Source organism: Xanthomonas sp. NCPPB 3200 (assembly GCF_056393585.1).
In genome coordinates this window covers 4,209,374-4,231,818 of record NZ_CM150785.1, presented here as the reverse complement: position 1 = coordinate 4,231,818, position 22,445 = coordinate 4,209,374, and the positions used below count along the sequence as shown (strand labels likewise).

Annotated in this window: 27 protein-coding genes and 2 pseudogenes; 8 read left to right on the top strand and 21 right to left on the bottom strand. The window is 61.2% G+C overall.

Annotated features, from left to right (window positions below):
- Positions 1–33: 33 nt before the first annotated feature.
- From AC06DU_RS18235 to AC06DU_RS18170, 14 genes are all read right to left on the bottom strand, one after another.
- On the bottom strand, positions 34–579 hold the full coding sequence (locus AC06DU_RS18235) for a phage tail protein I (protein ID WP_478202968.1): 546 nt from the start codon (positions 577–579) through the stop codon (positions 34–36).
- Positions 572–1,462: a baseplate assembly protein gene (locus tag AC06DU_RS18230; RefSeq protein ID WP_478202967.1), complete on the bottom strand. Its 891-nt coding sequence runs from the start codon at positions 1,460–1,462 to the stop codon at positions 572–574. The genes AC06DU_RS18235 and AC06DU_RS18230 overlap by 8 nt, the downstream gene beginning before the upstream one ends.
- 250 nt (positions 1,463–1,712) lie before the next feature.
- Positions 1,713–3,005, bottom strand: a complete 1,293-nt coding sequence (locus AC06DU_RS18225) for an STAS-like domain-containing protein (RefSeq protein WP_323488051.1) — start codon at positions 3,003–3,005, stop codon at positions 1,713–1,715.
- A 127-nt stretch (positions 3,006–3,132) separates the two neighbouring features.
- Positions 3,133–3,579 (bottom strand): phage virion morphogenesis protein, encoded by a 447-nt coding sequence (locus tag AC06DU_RS18220; RefSeq protein ID WP_323488052.1) that lies wholly within the window; start codon positions 3,577–3,579, stop codon positions 3,133–3,135.
- Positions 3,567–3,986, bottom strand: coding sequence for a phage tail protein (locus AC06DU_RS18215; protein ID WP_478202966.1), 420 nt, complete (start codon positions 3,984–3,986; stop codon positions 3,567–3,569). Before AC06DU_RS18215 ends, AC06DU_RS18220 begins: the two co-directional genes overlap by 13 nt.
- Positions 3,983–4,471 carry a hypothetical protein gene (locus tag AC06DU_RS18210; RefSeq protein WP_478202965.1) on the bottom strand — a complete coding sequence of 163 codons (489 nt, stop codon included), beginning with the start codon at positions 4,469–4,471 and terminating at the stop codon, positions 3,983–3,985. The genes AC06DU_RS18215 and AC06DU_RS18210 overlap by 4 nt, the downstream gene beginning before the upstream one ends.
- Entirely contained in the window at positions 4,471–5,109 is a 639-nt protein-coding gene (locus AC06DU_RS18205) for a glycoside hydrolase family 19 protein (RefSeq protein WP_478202964.1), read from the bottom strand. Before AC06DU_RS18205 ends, AC06DU_RS18210 begins: the two co-directional genes overlap by 1 nt.
- Entirely contained in the window at positions 5,109–5,384 is a 276-nt protein-coding gene (locus tag AC06DU_RS18200) for a phage holin family protein (RefSeq protein ID WP_029220345.1), read from the bottom strand. Before AC06DU_RS18200 ends, AC06DU_RS18205 begins: the two co-directional genes overlap by 1 nt.
- On the bottom strand, positions 5,377–5,733 hold the full coding sequence (locus AC06DU_RS18195; RefSeq protein ID WP_005917737.1) for a phage holin family protein: 357 nt from the start codon (positions 5,731–5,733) through the stop codon (positions 5,377–5,379). Before AC06DU_RS18195 ends, AC06DU_RS18200 begins: the two co-directional genes overlap by 8 nt.
- A 4-nt stretch (positions 5,734–5,737) precedes the next feature.
- The gene (locus tag AC06DU_RS18190; protein WP_005917735.1) at positions 5,738–5,947 is read right to left on the bottom strand and encodes a tail protein X; all 210 of its coding nucleotides are present in this window, start codon (positions 5,945–5,947) and stop codon (positions 5,738–5,740) included.
- Positions 5,947–6,414 carry a head completion/stabilization protein gene (locus tag AC06DU_RS18185; protein ID WP_478202963.1) on the bottom strand — a complete coding sequence of 156 codons (468 nt, stop codon included), beginning with the start codon at positions 6,412–6,414 and terminating at the stop codon, positions 5,947–5,949. The genes AC06DU_RS18190 and AC06DU_RS18185 overlap by 1 nt, the downstream gene beginning before the upstream one ends.
- 98 nt (positions 6,415–6,512) lie before the next feature.
- Positions 6,513–7,232 carry a phage terminase small subunit gene (gpM, locus tag AC06DU_RS18180; protein WP_478202962.1) on the bottom strand — a complete coding sequence of 240 codons (720 nt, stop codon included), beginning with the start codon at positions 7,230–7,232 and terminating at the stop codon, positions 6,513–6,515.
- A 3-nt stretch (positions 7,233–7,235) separates the two neighbouring features.
- Positions 7,236–8,252, bottom strand: coding sequence for a phage major capsid protein, P2 family (locus AC06DU_RS18175; RefSeq protein WP_478202961.1), 1,017 nt, complete (start codon positions 8,250–8,252; stop codon positions 7,236–7,238).
- A 51-nt stretch (positions 8,253–8,303) separates the two neighbouring features.
- Positions 8,304–9,146 (bottom strand): GPO family capsid scaffolding protein, encoded by an 843-nt coding sequence (locus AC06DU_RS18170; RefSeq protein WP_478202960.1) that lies wholly within the window; start codon positions 9,144–9,146, stop codon positions 8,304–8,306.
- A 148-nt stretch (positions 9,147–9,294) separates the two neighbouring features.
- On the opposite strand from AC06DU_RS18170, the gene AC06DU_RS18165 reads away from it, so the two are divergent.
- The 4 genes from AC06DU_RS18165 to AC06DU_RS18150 are packed head-to-tail and all read left to right on the top strand — an operon-like array spanning position 9,295 to position 12,970.
- Positions 9,295–11,058, top strand: coding sequence for a terminase ATPase subunit family protein (locus AC06DU_RS18165; RefSeq protein ID WP_478202959.1), 1,764 nt, complete (start codon positions 9,295–9,297; stop codon positions 11,056–11,058).
- Positions 11,058–12,071: a phage portal protein gene (locus AC06DU_RS18160; RefSeq protein ID WP_478202958.1), complete on the top strand. Its 1,014-nt coding sequence runs from the start codon at positions 11,058–11,060 to the stop codon at positions 12,069–12,071. The genes AC06DU_RS18165 and AC06DU_RS18160 overlap by 1 nt, the downstream gene beginning before the upstream one ends.
- A gap of 25 nt (positions 12,072–12,096) precedes the next feature.
- Positions 12,097–12,342 carry a Com family DNA-binding transcriptional regulator gene (locus AC06DU_RS18155; protein WP_478202957.1) on the top strand — a complete coding sequence of 82 codons (246 nt, stop codon included), beginning with the start codon at positions 12,097–12,099 and terminating at the stop codon, positions 12,340–12,342.
- Complete coding sequence (locus AC06DU_RS18150; protein ID WP_478202956.1) at positions 12,260–12,970, top strand: DNA-methyltransferase; 711 nt, start codon at positions 12,260–12,262, stop codon at positions 12,968–12,970. The genes AC06DU_RS18155 and AC06DU_RS18150 overlap by 83 nt, the downstream gene beginning before the upstream one ends.
- A gap of 125 nt (positions 12,971–13,095) precedes the next feature.
- On the opposite strand, the gene AC06DU_RS18145 is transcribed toward AC06DU_RS18150, so the two are convergent.
- From AC06DU_RS18145 to AC06DU_RS18135, 3 genes are all read right to left on the bottom strand, one after another.
- Positions 13,096–14,256, bottom strand: a complete 1,161-nt coding sequence (locus AC06DU_RS18145; RefSeq protein ID WP_478202955.1) for an AlbA family DNA-binding domain-containing protein — start codon at positions 14,254–14,256, stop codon at positions 13,096–13,098.
- A gap of 804 nt (positions 14,257–15,060) precedes the next feature.
- Positions 15,061–16,347 (bottom strand): Y-family DNA polymerase, encoded by a 1,287-nt coding sequence (locus AC06DU_RS18140; protein WP_478202954.1) that lies wholly within the window; start codon positions 16,345–16,347, stop codon positions 15,061–15,063.
- A complete protein-coding gene (locus AC06DU_RS18135; RefSeq protein WP_478202953.1) occupies positions 16,347–16,826 on the bottom strand; it encodes a LexA family protein in 480 nt (159 codons plus the stop codon). The genes AC06DU_RS18140 and AC06DU_RS18135 overlap by 1 nt, the downstream gene beginning before the upstream one ends.
- Before the next feature lie 197 nt (positions 16,827–17,023).
- Here AC06DU_RS18135 and AC06DU_RS18130 point away from each other — a divergent pair, with 197 nt between their 5' ends.
- Both AC06DU_RS18130 and AC06DU_RS18125 read left to right on the top strand, forming a co-directional pair.
- Positions 17,024–17,683, top strand: a complete 660-nt coding sequence (locus tag AC06DU_RS18130) for a TetR/AcrR family transcriptional regulator (RefSeq protein WP_478202952.1) — start codon at positions 17,024–17,026, stop codon at positions 17,681–17,683.
- Between the two features lie 86 nt (positions 17,684–17,769).
- Complete coding sequence (locus tag AC06DU_RS18125) at positions 17,770–18,432, top strand: endonuclease III domain-containing protein (RefSeq protein WP_478202951.1); 663 nt, start codon at positions 17,770–17,772, stop codon at positions 18,430–18,432.
- A gap of 335 nt (positions 18,433–18,767) precedes the next feature.
- Here AC06DU_RS18125 and AC06DU_RS18120 read toward each other — a convergent pair whose 3' ends face one another.
- Together AC06DU_RS18120 and AC06DU_RS18115 are read right to left on the bottom strand one after the other, a co-directional pair.
- Positions 18,768–19,034: a hypothetical protein gene (locus tag AC06DU_RS18120; RefSeq protein WP_181109737.1), complete on the bottom strand. Its 267-nt coding sequence runs from the start codon at positions 19,032–19,034 to the stop codon at positions 18,768–18,770.
- On the bottom strand, positions 19,024–19,275 hold the full coding sequence (locus AC06DU_RS18115) for a hypothetical protein (protein ID WP_478202950.1): 252 nt from the start codon (positions 19,273–19,275) through the stop codon (positions 19,024–19,026). Before AC06DU_RS18115 ends, AC06DU_RS18120 begins: the two co-directional genes overlap by 11 nt.
- Before the next feature lie 233 nt (positions 19,276–19,508).
- Between AC06DU_RS18115 and AC06DU_RS18110 the strand changes: the two are divergent.
- Positions 19,509–19,823: pseudogene (locus AC06DU_RS18110) on the top strand (hypothetical protein); the annotation flags it as partial.
- Positions 19,824–19,848: 25 nt separating this feature from the next.
- Positions 19,849–20,313, top strand: a pseudogene (locus AC06DU_RS18105) (DNA methyltransferase); the annotation flags it as partial.
- A gap of 88 nt (positions 20,314–20,401) precedes the next feature.
- Here the strand turns inward: AC06DU_RS18105 and AC06DU_RS18100 are convergent.
- Both AC06DU_RS18100 and arsH read right to left on the bottom strand, forming a co-directional pair.
- Positions 20,402–21,706 (bottom strand): arsenic transporter, encoded by a 1,305-nt coding sequence (locus AC06DU_RS18100; protein ID WP_184519310.1) that lies wholly within the window; start codon positions 21,704–21,706, stop codon positions 20,402–20,404.
- Between the two features lie 17 nt (positions 21,707–21,723).
- Positions 21,724–22,431, bottom strand: a complete 708-nt coding sequence (arsH, locus tag AC06DU_RS18095; protein WP_184379437.1) for an arsenical resistance protein ArsH — start codon at positions 22,429–22,431, stop codon at positions 21,724–21,726.
- Between the last annotated feature and the right edge of the window lie 14 nt (positions 22,432–22,445).

The window sequence follows — 22,445 nt, the reverse complement described above, 5'->3', positions numbered from 1 at the left end:
GATCTTGAGTTTGAGTCCGGGCATGTGTGCTCTCTAGCTCGCCTCGCCCTGCAGGCGCAGGAACAAGGTGGTTCTGCCGCGCGCCACGACGTTGAGTCGTGCTTCGGCCTGGAATCCTTGGGTGAAGCTGAAATGCGAACGCACAGGCTTGGTGCGCTCGACCTCGGCGATGACTTCCTCGACGAACCGGGCGCTGGCGCTTTGCCCATCGGCCCCGGTCAGCGTCAGCGCCAGCTCGAAGGTGTGCGGCTGGCCGCGCGGCTCGGTCTGCCACCACTCGCGGATGGCCACCGCGCCGCCAAACGACTCGACCACCATCCGCACGCTATTGGCGGTGCCCTTGCGGCGCTGGATCGCCATGGCGCTACGCAGGCGCGAGCGCTTGACCGCATCGCTCCAGTCGGCCTTCCAGTCGTCGACCGATAGCGTCCACGCCAGCCACGGCAGGTGGCCGGCTGGGCACGTGTCCGGATTCCACAGGTCTGGATATGGCAGCGGGATCGCTTCCAGGCGCTCGGTGACGGTCGCCAGGGCGCGTTCCATCGGCGTGGCATTAGGCGGCAGCGGTGAACTACTCATCGATGCCGGCGTGCACGATGTCGATTGATGTGCAGTACGCAGCCTGCGTGCGGCTGATCCGAATGTCGGCTGCAGGCGAGTCCAGCTCAACACGCTGCACGCCATCGACAAACAACTTGGCCTTGATCGCTGACTCGGGGACGTCGCGGCCAATGCGGTGGGCCTCGGCAAGATAGGCCAGCAAGCTGCGCATGGCCTCGCGCATGACCACCGCCGAGTCGGGGCCAGCGTAGGTGTAGACGCGCCCACGAATGGCGTACGGGACGATCTCGGCGCTCTGGACCGTGACATTGTCTGTCAGCGGGCGCACATCATCGTTGGTGAGGATCGCAGCGACCTCATCCAGCAACGCCTGGGGAGCAGCGCCATCGCCGGTGCGCGATTGGACCGTGACCAGGACTTGGCCAGGCGCGGGGCTGGTGGCGCTGGCGTCCATGACATCGGCCGCCGCACTGAGCGCGTGATAGATGTAGGCGCCCTCGGGGCCGGCAACACTGAAGCCCTCCGGCGCCAACTGGATCCGGCGGCGGAAGTCCACGTCCGACTCGTAGGTCGGCGCAATGTCGATCTCGGGTTGTCCCGGATCGAGCACCAGGCGTGCGACACCGAATAACGCGCCAAGGTGATCGAGGTTGGTGCCGGTGGCAAAGGCCAGCATGGTTTGCTGCGCCTTGTCGTTGGCGCGCTGGCGGAGCAGCAGCTCGCGTGCAGCGAACAGCTGCAGTAGCTTGTAGACAGGGTCGGCTTCCGTGAGCGCAGAAAATTCGGGCATCAGGCGTCGGAACTGGGCCAACGCCTCGGCAAGAATCGTCTCGAAGTCCAGCGCTTCGATTAGGTCCGGCGCTTGAAGTTTTGATAGATCGACAGCTGTGAAAGAAGCCATGGCGGGTCCACGTGCGAAGCTACATTCTTCGCTTGTGGATCTGACTGCTCTACCGTTCTTCTATGTAGAACACCTGATTACGGAATTTTCATGCTGGGCACTTCATAACCATGCTTCGTAAGAAGTTTTGACACTCAGCTGTTGATTGCAAGCCACACCGCAAGACGGTATCGATATCGCAACCTTCATTCATTTAATTACCTTTGCGGCTGGTGCAAGGGTCATGAAAGTAAATTTTTAAAATTGATATTTAGCTTCCTAGTCCGGTACTAACGCGTTGAGATATTGCCTTATCTATAAGCATACGGACTGTATGCTCAACGTTCTTGAACCTGATTCTTTGCATGAATTCCAGCGGTCCTAGTTTAACAAATAGCTTTCCAAACACTTCGTCAGCGAAGCTGCTAGAGATTAATGGAACTCCGGAGAAGTCAATCTCTATAGGCTGTCCTGGGCACATTAGAACCAGGTTGTGAAGTTTAATGTGTATTGGCGTGCCAGCAACCCTGCTGCCAAATGATTGTGTCTCTTCTATTAGAGAGACATGAATTATGTTATCTGAGTCGCCTTCATATTTTGTCTCGATGTAGTCAACCGGTTTATGAGACTTTCCGGAAAAATTAAGGGCATCTTTTAGGAGGTCAGGGTCGCTAAAATTTATCTTAGCGATAACGAGAGTCCCTTTCACAGGAATTTTTTGGTCGCGGATCTCTAGTAGGCCCTGCTGGCCCGGCCTCAAAAGAAGTCGTGCATGCCCTGACTCGATTTGAAATGCGCCACCACTATGAGAGCAAATCTGATAGCTACCAAATAAGCCGTTGCCTTGGCCTACTGATTTATCTCGTGTCACACCTTCCCTGATCGCTCTGTCCAGAGCATCTGTATCAGAGCCGGAGAATTCTTTGCCGGATCTTAGGGTTGCGGGAATTCCAAGGCCAGAATCAGCGATGGTGAATTCAACAACTTTGGAATCACGTTTGAAGCTGGAGACTTGAACTAGCCCGCCGATGACCGATTGTGAGTGGACAATTACGTTATCGGTAAGCTCGTTTACAGCCCACTCTAAGGCAGCAAAATGCTCCCGTCTAATTCCTGGTATTCCGCCTAGTATTGCGTTGACGATGCGATTTACAGCGTCATTCTGTTCGGTGGGATTTGTGAATTGGGTTGCCGGGATTTGGCTGTGACCACGAAAGCGAGATGCACTGTATGCCCTTGGCTCAAGGATGTGGGCCCAGTTAGCATTAATGAAGAGGCGGGAAAGCTCTGGCTTGGTTGGCAACACCAACTGTGTGTCGATCATTTCTGTCCGCAGACGTAATACCTCAGCGCAGAGGCTGAGCATGGGTCCCGGATAAGTCTCGGTACATGAAGAAAAATCTAGAATGACGTCCCGATACCCCAGGTCCTTCACGGCTTGGTGAACGCAAGCTAACGGTGCATGAAGGTCGGCATCTCGATATTTACCTTGAAACCGAATCGTATTTTCTTCACGAATCACTGTCATGTTTTTTAGAAATCCATTCTCAGAAAATTGGTCCATGACTTGAGCGTCTTCACGGAAGAATCCTGCATACGGCACGGGTCAGGACCCGACACTATCATTTAGATATAATTCACTCAACGATCTTATGGTCGTGTCCGTTGCCAAGTGGCTTCTGCTGCCTTTCCTAGACGAGATGATGTAAAAGCTGGTCGTAGACCATTTGCCGGTCGTCTGCAGTAAAACCCATCAGCACACGCCTTTCGTACCGTGCCCTCGGACCACCAGGCCTCACGCTCTCATTCAATCCCTCTTGATGCACCCGCGCGATGCGTGACACGCGCCCCACGAACCCAACACTCACCTCGTTGGGGCTGGCGCTGACCTTGAGGAACTTGGTTTGCCGCAGCTTGGCGAACATCTTCTTGCGTTTGACCCTGCCGGACTTATCGCGCAGCTGCTCCTTGCGCGGTGCGTAGGGCGTCCCGTCAGGTGCCTGTTGCCGACCGATGCGCTGGCTTTGCGATCGTCGCAGCGCGGTGCCGATCTTGCGCGCGAGCTTGCGGCGCTCGCCCTCCTGCAGACGCGCAAGCAGCGGCGCGGCCCATGTCTCCAGCGCGTTCAGCTCATCCATGTATGGTCGATCTGCGGCTCAGGCGCATGTGTCATGTCGTAGCCGCCGCCGTCCTTCGCCGTCACGACGACGCGCTCGGTCAGCGGCAACTTGATCGACAGATCCACGGCATCGTTGGCGAGGATGTCAGCCTCGAAGGCAATCTCGCCGCGGCGCGCCGGATTGGATAGCAGCTCGGACTGATTGACCTGCACCCATTCCAGCAGCGGCAACATCACGCTGTCCGGGTGGCCGGCGTAGTCGGTCAGGATCAGGTTGAGCGTGTACTGGTACTCGAACGACAGACCCGGCTGAAACGTGCTGACCAGGCTGCCGGCGTCAATGAACACCAGCAGCCGGTCGGCATCACGTGCCAGGTCCGGCAGTGCCGCGACCAGATGCGCGCGCAGGCTGGCGGGCTTGATCACGGCGCCAGCTCCGGTGCGTGCAGGTCGATCCAGTCCTGCAGTGCGCTCAGCTGCGCGGCGGTGGCGTGGCAGCTGGTGTAGTTGTCGGCGACGGTGCCGGCAATGCCAGAGAGCGTAATGCCGGCGGCCGGCGCATCAGGATCTCTGGTGGGCGGCCCGGCAGGCTGGCCCGTGGCGGCGGCGTCGTGCAGCCGCACAAAGCCAGCAGGGATAGCGCAAGCAGCGTCTGCTTTCTGGGTGACATAGATCGGGATCTCGCGGGTGATGGTGGCGCCGGCTTCGCGCACGATCTGCACGCGGTCGACGTACTGCGTGACGACGGTGGTGGAGCCTTTGGCACTATCGCGTTCCGCTTCGGCCTGGCGCTTTGCCTGCAGCGCGGCGTCGCGGTCTTTCTGCGCAGCGCTGACGCGCTGCTCCTGCCACACGCAGCCGCCCACGAGCGCGGCAATGAGGGCCAGCAGGATGATCACGCGCGTGATCATCAGCTCACGCCTAGGATCTGCAAGGCGCGCTGCGTGCGCGTGACGCGATCGCTATGCCCTTCGGGCAAGCGCTTGGCACGCACGTTGCCCAGGTTGATCTTGCGTCCCAGGCCGAGTACGTCGCCGGCATCGGCCAGCACATTGAGACCGTTGTCGTGCCAGTACGCCGCTGCGCCCAATGCGCTGGGCTCCACCTGCAGCAGCAGATCCGGCTGCTCTTCCACCGGCAGGCCAATCAGCACGCCGATGCGGCGGTAGTTGCCCCGGAAGGTGTGCTGCATCGGACCACGACCCCGGTGGCGATAGCCATCGCCGCTGGCTTCGTTGCCGTTGCCCAGACGGTCGGCGTAGACGAAGTTGGCCAGGCCGACCGGGTTGCGCAGGAACTTGGGCGCCTGCGCCGGGGTGATGCGTGCGCCGAAGACTTCCAGCAGTCGTACGCTGGTCGTGTAGTGCAGGCCTTCTTCCATGCGCGACAGGCTGAGGCTTTCGTGGCCGACCTGGCCGAGCCAATGCGCGGCGCGGCGCTTGGTGGTGATGCCGAAGCGGTTGGCAGCGGCGAGCAGCGGGCCATGCCAACGTTGGGCGCGTTGCGGCGAGCACTGCATGATCGAGGCGAGCTGGGTATCGGTGAACATCAATCGACCTTCAGGATGCGCGCCACGTTGCCCTGGGCGCGGTAGGTGAGCACTGCCAGCACGGTCAACGTGCCCAGGTGCCAGGGACTGACCTGCGAACCTGCGCCGGCCAGCAGGATGTGCAGCGCTTGACCGCCGGTACTGGCGATCAGCAGCCACGCGCACCAGCCGGCGCCACGCCGGTGACGCGCATCGACGGGCCGGTGGTAGGTAAGCAGGCGGACGCAGATGGCCAGTGAGGCCATCAACGTCAGGACGGTGACCAGGCTATGCACTGGGCGGACCTCCACGACGTAGGAAGGAAAAGTCGAACGACTTGCTCTTTTCGATCAGGCCCAGCGTGACCGTGATGGCGCACGCGGCACTGGCGAAGGCGGCGACGCCACTGGACTTGATCGGCAGCCAGCGCAGCAGCTCCGGCGCCAGCTGGTAGCCGGCGATGACGCTCACCGGGAAATAGATCAGCCGCGCCAACAGCGGCTGCTTGGCGGCCGACACCACGAACAAGGCGCCGCCGGCAAACGCGCCGATCAGCGCATCGCCGTCGATGCCAGGCAGCACGGAGGCAAGGCCCACACCGGTGGCGATCAGAAAGCCGCTCGATACGGAGGTGGGTTCGGTCATCAGGTCAGTCCCATAGCTGCACAAGCGGCGTCATCGCCGCCGTGGTGGTGGTTACCTCGGGCAACTCCACCGGCGTGCCGTGCGGGAGCACGGCGCCCAGTTCGGCCAGGCCGGGATTGAGGAGATAGGTGCGCTCGACCAAGCCGGCCGTGCTGCCCAGGTGGCGCCAGCACAGCAGGTCGACGGTGTCGCCTTGCATGGCATGCACGCGCATCAGATGAGCTCCACCGTGCTGCGCGGCAGGTTCTGCAGATCGCGCACGGCCCAGCGCTGGTCACGGCGTAGCTCGGTGATGCTCGGCGACAGGTCGTCTGCGCGTTGATTGGCGCTGTCAGTGGCGTCGAAGCTGCGGTAACGCTCTGCCACCTCGACGGCGGTGGCGCATGCCACTGCGCGCAGATACAGCTGCACGCGACGCGAGATGCCATCCACCGTGGTGCTGGGCACATCGGCCAGCGCTGTGAAGCCGGCCTGCTGCTGCGTGTCGGCCCAGGTCTGCAGCTCATCGTTCACCGCGAGCATGGCGGCGACGATGGCGTGGCGCAGGCGCGCATCGGTCACGGTGCCATCCAGGCGCATGCTCGCGCGCACGGCACCCGGCGCGATCGCCGGCCAGAACGGCGCATTGGCGATCGCATCAGGCGTGGCGCTGGTGGTGCCGGTGGCAGTAAATCCGCTCATGGATGGCTCGGAAGAGATCGCCGGTGGTCGGGGCGTCACCGCAGCGATGCGTTGCTGTGGATCAGCCCCGAGCCGGCGAGGGTTGCGGGGACGCTCGGTTATGCGCTGGTGCCCGCAGGCTCAACGCTGAACTTCTTCAAGAGGCGCTCGGCGCGCTCCAGATCCTTCTTGCCCCCGCAGCTGCCATGCAGTGCGATGGCGCGCTGCAGGTTGGCCACAGCGGCGGCGGCGATCGGCTGCGCCTGGTCGGCGGGCGTCTCGTCGGTGAGGTCTGCCAGCGAGGCGCGGGCAAGCGCCAGGTGCAGCTTGGCGCGCACCTCATCGGGCATGTCCTGCTCGGCGGTCAGCGTGGCGGTGTCGGCCAAGACGGCCACATCGAACACCTGGCCGGTCTTCTGCGCAGACAGCGCCGCCTCGGCGATCTCTTCGGCCAGCACGCAGCCCACCGTGCGGGAGAAGCGGTCGGGCATCTGTAGGCCGTGCTTGAGCACATAGGCGCCCAGCTCCAGCGCCCCGGCATAGTCGCCGGCATCAATGCGCCACACCATGCAGGTCATGACGATCTCGTCCTGCGCGCCCTGGCCGCCGGCCAGCACGCCGGCCAGATACGGCACGTAGGTCGGCAGCAGCTGCAGCTTGAGCGCAGCCTTGCCCTGAGTGGACTGGATCTGCTTCAGCCGCAGGCGATCGCTCTGCAGCTGCGCCATGTGCTGCTCGTACGCGGTAGCGCCGGCCATCAGCTGGTGCGGTGCGCGTTGGGCGGCTTCCAGCTCGGCGAGCACGCGGCTGTGGTGGCGCTTGGCGGGACTGTCGGCCATGGCTTATGCCTCGATCTCGATGTGCTCGACCACGCAGCCCAGGCCGTAGTCCTCGACCACGTAGGCATCGTTGGAGGACTCGTAGTTCTCGATGCGATCGCGGGCGGGCACTTCCTGGATGTAACGGCGACGGCCGCCGGTCTGGTAGTAGATCGACAGGTTGGACAGCGAGGTCACCATCAACGCGCCGTCCGGCAGGTACGGCACCTCGGCCACCTGCAGGCCACCGACGCGGCGCTGGCTCAAGATCAGGTCGGTGGCGATCTTCTCGCTGGCCGGCTGGTCCTTGTTGACCATCGGGAAATACTTGTCGTGCATCAGGTCGCGGCCCAGCACCACCACCAGGCTCGGATCCTTGCGGTGCCACGGGTCGAGCAAGTTGCTCACCACATCGAACACCAGCGCGTCGAGGTTGCGGTAGTCCGCGCCATCGCTGGCGCCGATGGTCATCTTGCCGGCCGTCTTGCCGCTGGCCAACACGCGCTGGGCGGCATTGGTGCGGTACTGCTGCAGCCAGCCGATGTTGACGTCTTCCAGCAGTGGGAACGCCGCGCGGTCGGTGTCGGCCGCGGCGTGCGTGCCGTTGAAGCCGATCTGCAGACGATCCAGCGCCTGGCGCTTGACGATGGCATCGCGCAGCCGCGCCTGGAAGTCCGGGAATTTGGCCCAGGCATCGAGCAAAGCATACGGGATGGCGGTGTCGAAGTCGGTCTTCTTGGCGACGTACTCGTTCTTGTCGAGCGCGGCGACGTTGCGCGGGGTGCGGGTCTTGCCGGCGCCGGTGTCGGTGCGGCTGGCGATGCTGCCAGTGACGCCGATGCCCACCTTCTGGCCGGACAGTTCGTCCACCGGGATGATGTTGATCTTGGACAGGAACTCGCTGGATTCCTGCATGCGCGTTTCCAGCTTCTGCTGCACGGTCGGATCGACGGCGAACGAGTGGAAGGCGGAGGTGATGCCGTTGAGCTTGGCGATCTGCTCGGCGAACTGGTTGAACTGCAGGCGGGTGGCGTTTTGCATGGTGGCTCCGAAGATGTGGCGCTGGCGGCGTGTGCGTGTGGTGGTGTGGGATCAGCAGTCGGTCAGCACAGCCGCGCCGCCGCCGGTGACCACCGGGCGTGCGGGCTGTGCGGGGTCGGGCTGCTGGGACAGCAACTCGCGCAGCTGCGCCAGGTCGTTCGCCAGCTGCTCGTGCTTGGTCTTCTGCTCGGCGTGTTCGGCCTGCAGGCGGTTGAAGCGTTCGTCCTGGCCGCGCACGTGCTCGGCGATCTCTTCAACGCCTTCGCCAAGCTCTGCGAACTGCTCGGCGGTGATGCTGGTGGCATCCTCGCTCTTGAGCGCGGTGCGGATCCGGCTGAGCAGATTGGCGACGGGGCCTTCGCTGACTTCGCTGAATTCCAGCGCGGTTTCTTCGGCGACGGTGAACAGGTTGCCCGGTGACTGCTTGCGATCGGCCAGCGGGTTGGCCTCGGGGTTCTGGCTGGCGAAGCTGAGCATGGAGGTGCCCAGGCTTGCCGGCGAATCAGTAACTGCCAGGCCAACCAGATACGCCTTGCCTGTGTTGGCAAACTTCTCCTGCACCTCGATGCTGGTGTAGAGCTTCTGCTTGGACTTGTTGATGGTGATCAGGTCGGCGGTCGGCTCGATCTGGGCAAACAGCGCCAGGCGCTTGGCGCCATCGATCTCGACCTCTTCAGCCTTGACGGCGGTGACGTCGCCATACGCGCGGAACGGCGAGTCCGGCAGCAGGCTGCGCATGTGCTCGATCCAGATGCGCGCACCGTAGGTCTCGCGGTTGTAGGTCGCGGCCATGTCGTCGATCCAGCTGCGCTGAATCGTCCGGCCATCGGTGGTGGCACCTTCGACGGCCACACGGAACCAGTTGGAACGGAACTTCTTGGTCTTGCCCGACATGGGGATCCTCTGCGCTGGATGCGTTTGCGTTGCGATGGATCCATGGTCAAACGCAAGGCATAGCGCAGCAACGAAATCGCCATGTACGCCAAGCAATTACGTGTCAGTCAGCTGTCGGGATTAAGAGGTGTGCCGCACCCTGATTGGCATGCAAAGCGTTGCCACCCAGCTCCCGATGGACACCCGCAGACAGGCGAAATTCCTGTACTGGATGGGATGGCGCGTGGTGGAAATCGCACAGGCCATCGGCGAGAACGAGAAGACTGTACACAGCTGGAAGTCGCGTGACGAGTGGGATCGCGCAGACAATGTTGAGCGCATCGGTGGCGCGCTCGAAGCGCGGCTAGTCGTGCTGATCATGAAGCCGGAAAAGTCCGGCGGCGACTTCAAAGAAATTGATCTGCTGCATCGGCAGCTGGAGCGCCAAGCACGCATCCAGCGCTACCAGGGTGGTGGCAACGAAGCCGACTTGAATCCGGCTGTGGCGAATCGCAATGCCGCGCCGAAGAAGAAGCCCAAGCGCAACGACTTCACTGAGGAACAGGTCGAGCAGCTGACCACGGCGTTCGTCGACGGCTGCTTCGACTATCAGCGCGATTGGTATCGGGCCAGCAACGAACGCACCCGCATCATCCTCAAATCGCGCCAGATCGGTGCAACGTTTTACTTCGCCCGCGAGGCGCTGATCGATGCACTCACCACCGGGCGCAATCAGATCTTCCTCAGCGCCTCCAAGGCGCAGGCGCATCTGTTCCGCGGCTACATGCAGCAGTTCGTGCGCGAGACGATCGACGAGACGCTTTCCGGCGGCGATAGCATCGTGTTTCCTAACGGCGCGGAGCTGTTCTTCCTGGGCACCAATGCGCGCACCGCGCAGGGCTACCACGGCAATTTCTACTTCGACGAGTTCTTCTGGACCTACGGGTTCAACGAGTTGAACAAGGTCGCCAGCGGCATGGCGATGCACAAGAAGTGGCGCAAGACTTACTTCAGCACGCCATCGAGCATGGCGCACGAGGCCTACACGTTCTGGACCGGCGAGCGCCGCAACAAGGGCAAGCCGGCCGCGCAGCGGATCCAGATCGATGTGTCGCATGAGGCGCTGGCCGGTGGCCGCCGCTGCCAGGACCGCGCCTGGCGGCAGATCGTTAACATCCTCGACGCCCAGCGCCGTGGCTGCGACCTGTTCGACATCGACGAGCTGCGCGAGGAATACAGCCCGGACGCCTTCGCCAACCTGTTGATGTGCGAGTTCGTCGACGACGGCGCCAGCATCTTCCCGCTGGCGATGCTGCAGCCGTGCATGGTCGACAGCTGGGTCGAGTGGGGTCAGGACTACAAGCCCTTTGCCGCGCGCCCCTACGGCGATCGCGCGGTGTGGATCGGTTACGACCCGGCCGAGACCGGCGACACCGCCGGCCTGGTCGTGGTGGCGCCACCGCAGCAGCCAGGCGGCAAGTTCCGGCTGCTAGAGCGCATCCAGTTCCGGGGCATGGACTTTGCCAAGCAGGCGGCTGAGATCGAGCGCATCACGCGCCGGTACTGGGTGACCTACATCGGCATCGACACCACCGGCATGGGCAGCGGCGTGGCGCAGCTGGTGAAGCAGTTCTTCCCGAATCTGGTCACCTTCAGCTACTCGCCAGAGGTCAAAACGCGCCTGGTGCTCAAGGCGTTCGATGTGATCCACAACGGGCGGCTGGAATTCGATGCCGGCTGGACCGACGTGGCGCAGTCGTTGATGGCCATCCGCAAGACGATGACGGCCAGCGGCCGCCAATCCACCTTCACGGCAGGCCGCTCCGAAGAGACCGGCCACGCCGACCTGGCGTGGGCACTGTTCCACGCGCTGCAGAACGAACCGCTGGAAGGGCGCACCGCGCGCAACTCCGGCTTCATGGAGATCTCTTGATGTCGACCGACCAGCTGCCCGCCATTGGGCCTGCAGCGCCCACGCGTGCCGAGGCTTTCACCTTTGGCGACCCGACGCCGGTGCTCGATGGGCGCGGGGTGCTGGACTATCTGGAGTGCTGGCAGAACGGGCGTTGGTACGAACCGCCGGTGGCGCTGGATGGCCTGTCCAAGACCACGCGCAGCAATCCGTTCCTGCAGTCCGGGCTGATCTTCAAGCGCAATATGCTGGCGCGCACCTTCAAGCCGCACCGGTTGCTGACGCGTGAGGCCTTCGAGCAGCTGTCGCTGGACTGGATCACCCTGGGCAATGGCTACCTTGAGCGCCGCCGCAACCGCATGGGCGGTGCGCTGTCGCTGGCTGCGCCGTTGTCCAAGTACATGCGGCGCGGTATCACCGAGGGCGAGTACTTCCAGGTGCGCACCTGGCACGACGAGCACGTGTTCGAGCCGGGCAGCGTGTTCCAGCTGCGCGAAGCCGATGTCGATCAGGAGCTCTACGGCCTGCCCGAGTGGATGCCGGCCATGCAGTCGGCGCTGCTCAACGAATCGGCCACGCTGTTCCGCCGCAAGTACTACAACAACGGCTCGCATGCCGGTTTCATCCTGTACCTGACCGACCCGCAGCAGAGCCAGGAGGACGTGGACGCGCTACGCAACGCCATGAAGGGCGCCAAGGGGCCGGGCAACTTCCGCAACCTGTTCCTGTACTCGCCAGGCGGCAACAAGGATGGACTGAAGCTGATACCGGTCAGCGAGGTGGCAGCCAAAGACGAGTTCAGCGGCATCAAGGGCATCACCCGCGACGACATGCTGGCCGCGCTGCGGATCCCGCCGCAGCTCATGGGCATCGTGCCGCAGAACGCCGGCGGCTTCGGGTCCATCCGTGAGGCCGCTGCCGTCTGGGCCGCCAATGAGCTGGAACCGCTGCAGGCGCGCATGTTGAAGATCAACGACTGGGTGGGCGATGAGGTGATCTCTTTCGCCCCCTACGCGCCGCCAGCGGCCGCGTAATCCTTTCCCACCGCAAGACCACGCAATGCTCAATAACCTCCGTTGTGGCGAATGCGCCCGCCTGCTGTGCAAGGCCGGCGCATTCGAGGAAATCCAGATCAAGTGCCCGCGCTGCGGCACGCTCAATCACCTGAAGGCCGAGAGCCTCACCTCCGATCGCCGCGAGCGAATCCAAGAAGGCTCTCACCATGAAAAACCAGCTGCTCCAGGGCGACGCCCTGACCATCCTACCCACGCTCGAAGCGAATTCGTTCGACGCGCTGATCACTGACCCGCCGTATGCCAGCGGTGGCCTCACCGCTGCTGCACGGGCCAAGTCGCCATCGCAGAAATACGTCCAGGGCGGCGGTCCGCATCTCCATGCGGACTTTGTTGGCGACGAGCGCGACCAGCGCTCGCACCTGAAATGGATGCACCTGTGGCTATCCGAGTGCGCGCGCGTGCTCAAGGACGGCGCGCCGGTGCTGCTGTTCACCGACTGGCGGCAGCTACCGCTGACCACCGACGCGCTGCAGATCGCCGGCTTCACCTGGCGCGGCATCACTGTCTGGGACAAAACCGAAGGCGTGCGGCCCCAGCTGGGCCGCTTCCGCAACCAGGCCGAATATATTGTGTGGGGCAGCAAGGGCAACATGCCGCTGGACCGCCGCGCGCCTGTGCTGCCTGGTGTCATCCGTGAGTCGGTGCGCAAGGCTGATAAGCATCACTTGACCGGCAAGCCCACCGACTTGATGAGACAGCTGGTGCGGATCTGCGAGGCGGGTGGGCGTGTGCTTGATCCCTTCGCCGGGTCTGGCACTACCTTAATTGCTGCCCAGTTGGAAGGCTTCGAGGCGGTTGGAATTGAGATGACCGACCAATACGCTGCTGTGGCGCGCGATCGTCTTGGCGGTGTCTAAGAAATGAGGGGGCGCATAGCCGCCCTCTTACTTATTTCCGATCACGATGTTCTATGCCCTCCAACCCACCATTCAGCCTTACATAAGCTCGTCCAACACAGGAAGTTGCTAGAGATTTATCTCTCTTACCCTCTGGAGATCCATTTGCCATCTGCTGAATAAAATGGACATTCTTCAAGTCCAAATGTTTGGAATAACATGTTAGCCAGTTGGCGGCACCAGATGTCGGGATCGGTTGCAAGTTGAGCAAGACTATCCACCTCAAGCATGGGTAGTTCGATCGCCGGCTCCCATGGCGCCGCTGCCTCTTGTAGGAAGTCCGGTCCAGGATAAAGTAGGCCGTACCCTTCTGCATTAATGCCCGAGAGAGCGATGTACGCTGGCCCGCTAATACCCACTTGGCCAAGCGCTATTGCGCAGTTTTTGGATGCATTTCTCATCAGAGCCGTGGCAGTGTAGCCGTGGATGACAAGTTTCCCTGGCTCCTGTCTAGCTCTGCCTTTCCAAACCACTTCAACCAGACCCGACCGAAACATACGGATGAATTTGCTCTTCGGCTCGCCGCGTCCTGCGTCTGTGTAAAGTAGGCCATCGGCAGTGAAGGTAGATGAAAGCGTATGGTCGCCCTCAATTAGAGATCGATGTCTATTTCTAACGGCATGGATGTCTATTTGTGAATCACCAAATAAGCTTTGGTGTGGAACGATGTGCAAGGTAAGCCAAGCTACGTCTTCAAGCTGCCGTTTCTGGATTGAACGATCCAGGTGAGCGAGACGCCCAATTCGCCACTCAGTTGCGGCTTGTGATGCTCTTCCGCGAAGCTGAAATGCTGCGCGAAGTTGGCCGTAGTTCATTTCCAAGTTCATCGTTCCCTGCCGATAGATAAATTTTCTCTGATTGTTGAAATTGGTCTGGAACGGACCGCCGTACTGCTGCGGAACTTCGACTACAAGCACGTATCCGCCGTCTACTGAGATCGCCAGTACGGTATATCCAACTACCCGCGGCTCGATACCGTCTGCAATGCATTGATCCAGGCGCCTCTGTGCATCATCTCGGTCCTCGCTAGCGATAGGAACGATTGCCTCAGCGAGGCCATCGCTACCTTCCCGGACTCCATAAACAATTCGGCCGCCCTCGGTATTTGCCAGGGCGCATACGTCCTTCAGCAATTCTTTTCGGCTGTCTTCTCGCTTGGTCGGAAGCTCGCGCTTGAAGTCCAAATGAAGCGACTCCTGCACCTGGTCCTGCACAAGCCGCTCTATCCATTCGCTGTTGATAGCCATCGTTCTGCCGCCGGTTGATAGGCGGCTCTTATCAGCTGCCACATGCTTGCCCGTCAATAGCCGCTCCGCCCATCTACTGTCGACGGTCCATCTTCAACAGCTTGTCCCGGTCGCGTCGGCGCGCGCAATCGTCGCCCCGCCACGCCTGCGGGCTTCATGCACGGTTTTCGCTGCACCCCCGCAGGGCGCGCCTAGGGCGCGCTGCTGTTACCGACCCGTACGATTCAAGGGGGGCCTCTCTTCCCTGCAGATCCCTGCGCGCCTAGGGCGCTTTGCGGGTGGGTACGGCTGCTTTCCTTGGCTTGACCGCCGGGCGCATTTCGGCAAATGACCATCGGAACAAGGTAATCGGTAATCCGAGACCTGAAACAGGGCCTAAGCGGCTGATTTCAATGGGAAATTATGGATTACCTTTTGGGGTGATTTGAGGTAATTGCCCTCCCATAAAAAAGTTATGTCATTGAATTTTAAGGGTATTTTTTGGAAGCTTAATTACCTCCCTAAAAGGTAATCCCATTACCTCTAAGTTACCCTTTAATTACCTTTGATTTTTTTGTGTAAGTATTTGATAACCATATGGATATTCGCATTTATGAGGACGGATTACCTAAATTACCTCCTCCCGATGGTCATCCCAAAAATTGCCTATTAGGGGCCTGGAACGGGGCTGCGGCCACCACACTTGCGTATACGCTTGAGCACAAGCGCATCGACCGCCCATCTCTCGTGGATTGCCAGGCCTGCACGCTGCCATAGAAATTGGAGCTAGTCCGAGCCGCCTGAGTCAGGCCTGCCGGCGCGCGATCAGCACGTGGCGCGCGGTAGATCTGCCAGTGAGGTAGTGAAGCGTCCCGACAAGAGCTCTTGCCGCGAAGCCCATGCTGGAGAGTTCTGCCACCCGCTTGCACCGAGGCCGGCCGTACCCCGCCCGAAGCGTCGGTTGATAGCGTCCAAGGCGCTCATCAGCTTCTCGTCGCCGATGCGAGCCGGAGTGAATAGGTCGCCCTGCAGGTCTTCAGGCTTGGCTAGATCCATCAGGCACACGCCGGCCTTTTTGTAGGCGAAGCCTTCTCGCATGAAGCCCTGGAACAGCCGGCGTACAGTCGTGAGCACGATGCGGCTGTCAGAGGTGGCGGAGGCGAGTGGGGCGGTGCGCGATGGGTTGTGCTGCTGTACGCCCGGCTTGAACGAGTCCGTTTCGGCAAAGATGCCAATCGCGCTCGACGTCAATCCGCGAGCGCGCAGCTTCTCGGTGGCACGCATGGCGAAGGTGGCCAGCGCCTCTGACATATCCTGCGGGTCGCTTACCCATGTCCCGAACGATCGGCTGACCATGATTTGCTGCCGGTCTGGCTCGACCTCTTCAAGCTCGAGGCAGGCGTGACCCTGCAGCTCGCGCTGCGTGCGCGCCATCACCACTCCGAACTCCGCGAGCAGGTCGTCTGCAGCCGCATCCCGCAGATCCGCTGCCGTGTACACACCGCGTGCCTGCAGCCTGGCGCTCCAGCGCCTACCAACGCCCCAGAGGTCGCCAACTGACGTGGCCCGCAGCACGGCATCGAACTCGCTTGCACTAAGCGCTGCCAAGTCACAGACGCCGGCCAGATCGGCCGGGTAGCTGCCCGGTTTGCGCGCCGCATCCTTGGCGACCCGGTTGGCTAACTTGGCCAGGGTCTTCGTCGGCGCGATGCCGATGCAGTTCGGGATGCCAGTCCATTGGTGAACGCGCTCGCGTAGGTCGACGGCGAGCTGCCGGCGATCGCGCATCCCGGCCAGGTCAAGGAAAGACTCGTCAATGGAGTACACCTCCACACGCGGCGCGGCTTGGCGAAGGATCACGCCGATGCGCGAGGCGATGTCGCCGTACAGACCGAAGTTTGCGGAGCGCAACGCCAGCCGCCGGCGGATCTGCGTGGGCACCTTGTGGATGGGCTGTCCCATCGTCACGCCTAGCGCCTTGGCCTCGTCCGATCGAGCAATGGCGCAGCCATCGTTGTTGCTCAGCACGACCAACGGCCTGCCGCGCAGCTCGGGCTGGAACACCCGCTCGCAGCTGGCGTAGAAATTGTTGCCGTCGATCAACGCGAACATCAGCGGCCAGCGCGGGAATGAGCGCGCGTGACCTGACGGACCACACCCACGACCGCGAACACCTCGACCTCTGTGCCTGGCGCCAGGACGATCGGCCCGCAGTGCGGGCTCCGGCTGTGTAGCTCGATGTGGTCCGTTGCAATGTGCAGGATCTTGCAGACCGGCTGATTGCCATCCCACACAGCAAGCACCATGTCGCCGGTGATCGGGCGTGCCGAGCGGTCCACTACAAGGATGTCCCCGTCGCAAACACCAGCCAGAAGCATGCTCCAGCCCTCGGCTCGATAGAAAAACGTGGCCGGCGGGTTGCGGATCAGCACTTGATTGAGATCGAGCTCATCGTCCTGAAAGTCCTCGGCGGGCGAGGGAAAGCCGAGCTGGATCCGGAGCGCACTCATGGGCAAACCGAGCAGCGCCGGTTCAAGGCATGCCGGGCCAATCAGCCGAGCGTAGGTGTGAGGAGGTGGCAGCGACAACATGGTGGAACTCTCTTGGGGCAAGGTCTCACGAGCCGAGACTGCGAGTTAAGTTAGCAAAAATACTAACGTAGAAGAGGCTAAGCCGCGCTGGCGGTGCGAGAGGGTAAAGCTCGCTTAAACATTCATCGGGCACCCCGGGGACCGCTGACGTCGATCGTGCCATCATTAAAGGACGATATCGTCCATTAGGGGGGCGGGTGACAACACCAAACAAGCAGATCGCTCGGACGCAAAGGCGCGGAAGGCCGAAAGCCAGCGAGGCCGGCCTGGTAGAGGCGCAACTGATAGAGACCGCGACCGCTCTGTTCCTTGAACAGGGATTTGGACGGACGACTCTTGATCAAGTGGCGAAAGAAGCCGGGGTGGGGAAATCAGCTTTGTATGGCAGGTATCGCAGCAAGGGCGAGTTGTTCGAAGAGGTCGTCCTTCGCTCGATTCACTTGATGTTCTCGGATATGACGCCGGTGCCGTCGCATCTCGATGTTGAGGACCGCCTTAGGCATGTTGGAGAGGCGCTCGCAGATGGCTTCAGACTGCCGCGCTGCATTTCCTTCATGCGCATTGTTGCTGCCGAGGCTGACAACTTTCCGCAGCTTGCACAGCAAGCGTATGAGTCTAGCTTTCGCGGGGCAGTGGACGGTGTCGTAGCTGCACTACTGGGGCCTGCGGGAGACGGTGCAGAAGGCGATGGTAGCGCTAAGAGAACGGCGATTCGCTTCGTCGAAGTTGCGCTGCAGCCGCTGTCGTTCCAAGCAACTTTTAGTGGAGATCCACAACAAATCGACTCGCGGGCAGCGGAGATGATTGAGGACGCGATCCTTCTTCTTAAAGCACGAGGAGATCTGACCTCGCTGTAGGGGTTATGAAAACATCGTTGCTCGCTTTCGAACGCGCAGCGCAAACAGATGACAACGCGTCATCGCATTCTCACGGCGATCAACTCATGTCCAGCAAGAAAGAAATTACTGCCATCTACCGTACTCTCAGTCGCACCTACACGACGTTTGACCAGACGGACGACCCCTGGATGACCAACGGGCTATCCAGCACGCCATTTCGAAGCATTGTCTCAGGTGCACTGTCGACGATGACTACGACAAAACGTGTGGTCTCAGCCTGCGTGCCGCTCTTTAAAAAGGTCTCTACCTTCGAAGAACTGTATGCAATGGATGACGAAGAGCTTCGCGCGATCATCAAGCCGGTAGCGCACTACAACAGGAAGACGAAGAGTCTGAAAGAGATGTGCCGTCAAATTATAGAAGACTTCGACGGGCAGCTTCCCAACACCAAAGAAGATCTGCTGAAACTTCAAGGGGTAGGGCTCAAGGTTGCCAGCTTGATCATGAATTTCATTTTCGAGGAGCCTTTGATCGCTGTCGACACGCACATCCACCGGTTGTTGAACCGATTGGGCATCGTCCACACCACCTCTACCGATGTGACAACGAGAGAGATCAACGAGCTCACGCCAAAAAGCTACAAGCGTCATGCTCACGAATGGCTCATCCAGCACGGCATGCAGATCTGCCGCGCACGAGGTCCAAAGTGCGAGGAGTGCGTGATTCGGTCTCACTGTGAGTTCTACGCTGAGCGCCGCGCGGTTTGACCTTGGCGCAGCTGCTGCGGGCAAGTAGAAGACAGTAAGCGGCTGGGAAAATGACCTGACAGAACACGCAACGCCAACGGTCTTGAGATACGGCAACGGGAAAATTCAAGAGCCTAACGTAGTGATTAGTGAGGTAAGTTGCCTTGCCTCATAATCCTTTGGTTCCAGGTTCGAATCCTGGTGGGCCCACCAATAGAAAGCAGGCACTTGGACGCGCGCCCAAGTGCCTTTTTTATGACTCGGAAACTACCGGGAAACGCCGTGTTCTTCTTCGCTGATCGCGTAGTCGGCGTCTTTCCGATAAGCGATTGCGTATGCGGTATTCATCGTGGCGCTCAGTAACGGTGCGCTTGCCTGCGCAGCCAGGTGAGGACGTCAACTGCCGGGTCTTCATGCATGCAGACATGCAGCCGGCCCAGCACGATGCTCTGCGCATCGCCGCCCGGCAAGACGTCATCAAGGCCGGTGGCTTCGCAGGCGATCAGGACCGGCGGCAGACCAGGCTGCGCGTGGGAATGCAACATGGCCAGCACATAGCCCTGCATCATTTCGAAGCTGAGGGTGACGCCGGTGCAGACGCGGAACTGTTTGCTAGTGCTCATCGCCGCACCTGCGCACCTGCGCATCTAAGGCATCTAAGGCATCTAAGGCATCGACTGCAGCGATCGCTGCAGCAGCGTCGGCAAACGTGGAGGTGTGGAAGGCTTTGCGTGCACTTGCGAGGCGCGCTATCAGGCCCAGCCACGCTGCATTGCTGCATTCGAGAGTGTTGGCGATCATGCCCAAATGCTGGGGCATCTGACGCGCCGCAGACGCGGGCGCTCCTTGAGTGTTGTAGGACATACGGGTCTCCTCAGGTTTTGGAAATCCGTCACCCCGACGCCAATCCGGGTGGCGGACGGTACGCGGTTGGCGTGCCGGCCTGAGGACCGGTAGGCCTTGCGGCCCCCGCGCACCGCCCGCCATAAAGCTGGCCGGCATGCGCCCGCGACGATGCGGGCGATAAAAAAGCGCCATGCATCGATCGATGGGCGCTGGTGCGCCTCAGGTTACGGGACGCCAATCCCGGTCGCCGAATGTGCGGCGACGCCCGAATACTCGCTCCAGCTCACGGCGCGTGTCAACGGGAAAATCCGCAACGCTATAGCAATAGTCTCGAGGCAACACACTTCATAGCGGTGGCGGTGCCGAAACGATTGGTGAGCGCCGCGATCCTTAAGGCGGTGTTGGCCGACATAGGCGTATGTCGGCGCGAATTGCGCCATCACTCCACGCAGCAACTTTTCAGTTTCAGTAGTGCCAGCCTGACCGAATTACGCCACGAGCAGCGGCGTAATCTTGTCCCACCGCAAGACCACGCAATGCTCAAGAACCTCCGTTGTGGCGAATGCGCCCGCCTGCTGTGCAAGGCCGGGGTGGATGCACCTGTGGCTGTCCGAGTGCGCGCGCGTGCTCAAGGAAGGCGCGCCGGTGCTGCTGTTCACCGACGCGCTGTAGATCGCCGGCTTTGCCTGGCGCGACATCACTGTGTGGGACAAGACCGAAGGCGTGCGGCCGCAGTTGCGGCGCTGCTGGAACCAAGCCGAACACATCGTGTGGGGCAGCAAGGGCAACATGCCACTGGATCGCCGCGCGCCTGTGCTGCCGGGGGTCATCCGTGAATCGGTGCGCAAGGCTGACAAGCATCACCTGACCGGCAAACCCACCGATTTGAAGCGGCAGCTGGTCAAGATCTGCGAGACAGGCGGACGAATCCTAGATTCCTTCGCCGGCAGCGGCACGACACTGGTAGCGGCCGAGCTTGAGGGATACGGCTGGACCGGTGTGGAGATGACTAGCCACTCTGTGGGCTATGCGTCCGATCGGTTAGGCTCCCTGTAAAACTTACGGGAGCTGAGAATTCTCGGCTCCGATTTCGTTGCGCCATCATCAACCTGTTGTGCATCAGTCCAAGCAACCGCCCAGACCATCATTGCGATAGTGGCAGCCAGATCCAAAGCGCGACGAGGGTGACCAATAGAACGGGCGGTGTCAGTATCAGTCCCACCTTCATGTATTGGCCCCACGTGATTCGTTGGCCCTTTCCGGCTAGGACATGCAGCCATAGAAGCGTCGCGAGCGAGCCGATCGGGGTGAGCTTAGGACCCAAATCATTGCCCACGACGTTGGCATAGATCATCAATTCGCGGGTAGCATCGGGAACGTTGGCCCCATCGATGGCGAGCGCGCCCACCAGCGTTGCCGGCATGTTGTTCATGATCGAGGCGAGTCCCGCCACTGCGAAGCCGGTGCCGATCGTGGCCACAAAGCTTCCCTGCGCCGCCAGCCACTCAAGGACCGCACTTGCCGCTTTAGTTAGCCAAGCATTGCCGAGTCCGTAGACCACCAGATACATGCCAACCGAAAACAGCACGATCTGCCAGGGCGCTTCGCGCAGGATCTTCGTCAGCTGCATCGTGGCGCCTCTGCCGCCCGTCGCCCAGCGGCCAGCAATTGCCATCAGCATCAGCGCGGCCGCGCCCGTCACCAGAGCGATGGGTACACCGAGCGGCCCGGTCACGAAATACGCCACAAGTAGCAACGCGAGAAGGGGCAAGGCAGCACGGAAGACCGCCGTGTCACGTATCGCCTCACGCGGCGCTTCGAGATCGCTGACCGGATACGTGCGAGGAATGTCGCGCCGGAACCAGAGCCACAGCACGATCAGTGTCGCTACGACCGACACTAGATTCACCGGCACCATGACCGTTGCATAGCGTCCGAATGACACGTCAAAGAAGTTCGCCGTGACGATGTTGACCAGATTCGAGACAACGAGCGGAAGGCTTGCCGTGTCAGCGATGAAACCACATGCCACCGTGAACGCGAGCGCGCCGGCAGGTGGGAAATTCAGGCGCAGCAAAATGGCGAGAACAATGGGCGTCAGCAAAAGTGCCGCGCCATCGTTAGCGAAAACCGCAGCGATCGTGGCGCCTAGCAGAACGATCAGTGGAAACAGTTTCCGACCATTGCCGCCGCCCCATCGAGCCACGTGCAGTGCTGCCCAGGCAAAGAAGCCGGCCGCGTCCAAGATGAGCGAGATGATGATGAGGGCGACGAAGGTAAAGGTCGCATCCCACACGATCCCCCACACGGTGCCGACGTCGTTCCACCCGACGACGCCGGTAGCCAAAGCGACTGCGGCACCGGCGAGGGCCGACCAGCCGATGCCAATCCCGCGCGGTTGCCAGATGACGAAAACAAGGGTGACGATGAAAATCGCGAGGGCAAGCATGCAGCGCTCCGCAGTGGTCAGATGGAGCGCTGATTTACGCGCTTGGACAATTCTTCAGCGTTTTCAACTCGCTCAGAATAGCGATCGGTCAGATACGCCGAGCGGCCACGCACAAGCCAGGTGAATTTCACCAGTTCCTCGCAAACGTCGACGACGCGTTGATAGTAGGCAGACGGCTTCATCCGCCCAGACTCATCGAACTCCTGAAACGCCTTGGCAACGGATGACTGGTTCGGGATCGTGAGCATGCGCATCCACCGGCCGAGCACGCGCAGCTGGTTCACGGCGTTGAAGCTTTGCGAACCGCCGCAAACCTGCATGACGGCCAGCGTCTTGCCCTGCGTCGGGCGCTTGGCGCCCTCGGTGAGAGGAATCCAGTCGATCTGCGCTTTCATGATCCCTGTCATCGCGCCATGGCGCTCCGGACTGACCCAAACCATACCCTCCGACCAGTAGGCGAGCTCGCGTAATTCACTCACCTTCGGGTGGTCTGGAGCCGCCCCGTCGGGCAGCGGCAGATCGTGCGGATCGAAGATGCGTACGTCGCAGCCGTACCAGCGCAACAAGCGGCCAGTTTCCTCTGCCAGCAGCCGCGAATAGGAACGCTCGCGCAACGAGCCGTACAGGATGAGGATGCGGGGCGGATGTCTGGGGTCGCCGGGCGTGGCCAGTGCGTTGACGTCGATTGGGGTGAGGTGTGTCGGATCGATGCCTGGTAGATCCATGGCAACGCCACCCA

What these genes read in the sequence shown, in the direction of transcription:
- AC06DU_RS18155 (WP_478202957.1), top strand. Translation starts at nt 12,097, where the DNA reads ATGCTCAATAACCTCCGTTGTGGCGAATGCGCCCGCCTGCTGTGCAAG.
- AC06DU_RS18100 (WP_184519310.1), bottom strand. Translation starts at nt 21,706, where the DNA reads ATGCTTGCCCTCGCGATTTTCATCGTCACCCTTGTTTTCGTCATCTGG.
- AC06DU_RS18195 (WP_005917737.1), bottom strand. Translation starts at nt 5,733, where the DNA reads ATGACCGAACCCACCTCCGTATCGAGCGGCTTTCTGATCGCCACCGGT.
- arsH (WP_184379437.1), bottom strand. Translation starts at nt 22,431, where the DNA reads ATGGATCTACCAGGCATCGATCCGACACACCTCACCCCAATCGACGTC.
- AC06DU_RS18120 (WP_181109737.1), bottom strand. Translation starts at nt 19,034, where the DNA reads ATGAGCACTAGCAAACAGTTCCGCGTCTGCACCGGCGTCACCCTCAGC.
- AC06DU_RS18160 (WP_478202958.1), top strand. Translation starts at nt 11,058, where the DNA reads ATGTCGACCGACCAGCTGCCCGCCATTGGGCCTGCAGCGCCCACGCGT.
- AC06DU_RS18220 (WP_323488052.1), bottom strand. Translation starts at nt 3,579, where the DNA reads ATGGATGAGCTGAACGCGCTGGAGACATGGGCCGCGCCGCTGCTTGCG.
- AC06DU_RS18145 (WP_478202955.1), bottom strand. Translation starts at nt 14,256, where the DNA reads ATGGCTATCAACAGCGAATGGATAGAGCGGCTTGTGCAGGACCAGGTG.
- AC06DU_RS18170 (WP_478202960.1), bottom strand. Translation starts at nt 9,146, where the DNA reads ATGTCGGGCAAGACCAAGAAGTTCCGTTCCAACTGGTTCCGTGTGGCC.
- AC06DU_RS18175 (WP_478202961.1), bottom strand. Translation starts at nt 8,252, where the DNA reads ATGCAAAACGCCACCCGCCTGCAGTTCAACCAGTTCGCCGAGCAGATC.
- AC06DU_RS18210 (WP_478202965.1), bottom strand. Translation starts at nt 4,471, where the DNA reads ATGATCACGCGCGTGATCATCCTGCTGGCCCTCATTGCCGCGCTCGTG.
- AC06DU_RS18135 (WP_478202953.1), bottom strand. Translation starts at nt 16,826, where the DNA reads ATGTTGTCGCTGCCACCTCCTCACACCTACGCTCGGCTGATTGGCCCG.
- AC06DU_RS18140 (WP_478202954.1), bottom strand. Translation starts at nt 16,347, where the DNA reads ATGTTCGCGTTGATCGACGGCAACAATTTCTACGCCAGCTGCGAGCGG.
- gpM (WP_478202962.1), bottom strand. Translation starts at nt 7,232, where the DNA reads ATGGCCGACAGTCCCGCCAAGCGCCACCACAGCCGCGTGCTCGCCGAG.
- AC06DU_RS18230 (WP_478202967.1), bottom strand. Translation starts at nt 1,462, where the DNA reads ATGGCTTCTTTCACAGCTGTCGATCTATCAAAACTTCAAGCGCCGGAC.
- AC06DU_RS18185 (WP_478202963.1), bottom strand. Translation starts at nt 6,414, where the DNA reads ATGAGCGGATTTACTGCCACCGGCACCACCAGCGCCACGCCTGATGCG.
- AC06DU_RS18190 (WP_005917735.1), bottom strand. Translation starts at nt 5,947, where the DNA reads ATGCGCGTGCATGCCATGCAAGGCGACACCGTCGACCTGCTGTGCTGG.
- AC06DU_RS18125 (WP_478202951.1), top strand. Translation starts at nt 17,770, where the DNA reads ATGTCCAGCAAGAAAGAAATTACTGCCATCTACCGTACTCTCAGTCGC.
- AC06DU_RS18225 (WP_323488051.1), bottom strand. Translation starts at nt 3,005, where the DNA reads ATGGACCAATTTTCTGAGAATGGATTTCTAAAAAACATGACAGTGATT.
- AC06DU_RS18115 (WP_478202950.1), bottom strand. Translation starts at nt 19,275, where the DNA reads ATGTCCTACAACACTCAAGGAGCGCCCGCGTCTGCGGCGCGTCAGATG.
- AC06DU_RS18235 (WP_478202968.1), bottom strand. Translation starts at nt 579, where the DNA reads ATGAGTAGTTCACCGCTGCCGCCTAATGCCACGCCGATGGAACGCGCC.
- AC06DU_RS18165 (WP_478202959.1), top strand. Translation starts at nt 9,295, where the DNA reads ATGCAAAGCGTTGCCACCCAGCTCCCGATGGACACCCGCAGACAGGCG.
- AC06DU_RS18205 (WP_478202964.1), bottom strand. Translation starts at nt 5,109, where the DNA reads ATGTTCACCGATACCCAGCTCGCCTCGATCATGCAGTGCTCGCCGCAA.
- AC06DU_RS18150 (WP_478202956.1), top strand. Translation starts at nt 12,260, where the DNA reads ATGAAAAACCAGCTGCTCCAGGGCGACGCCCTGACCATCCTACCCACG.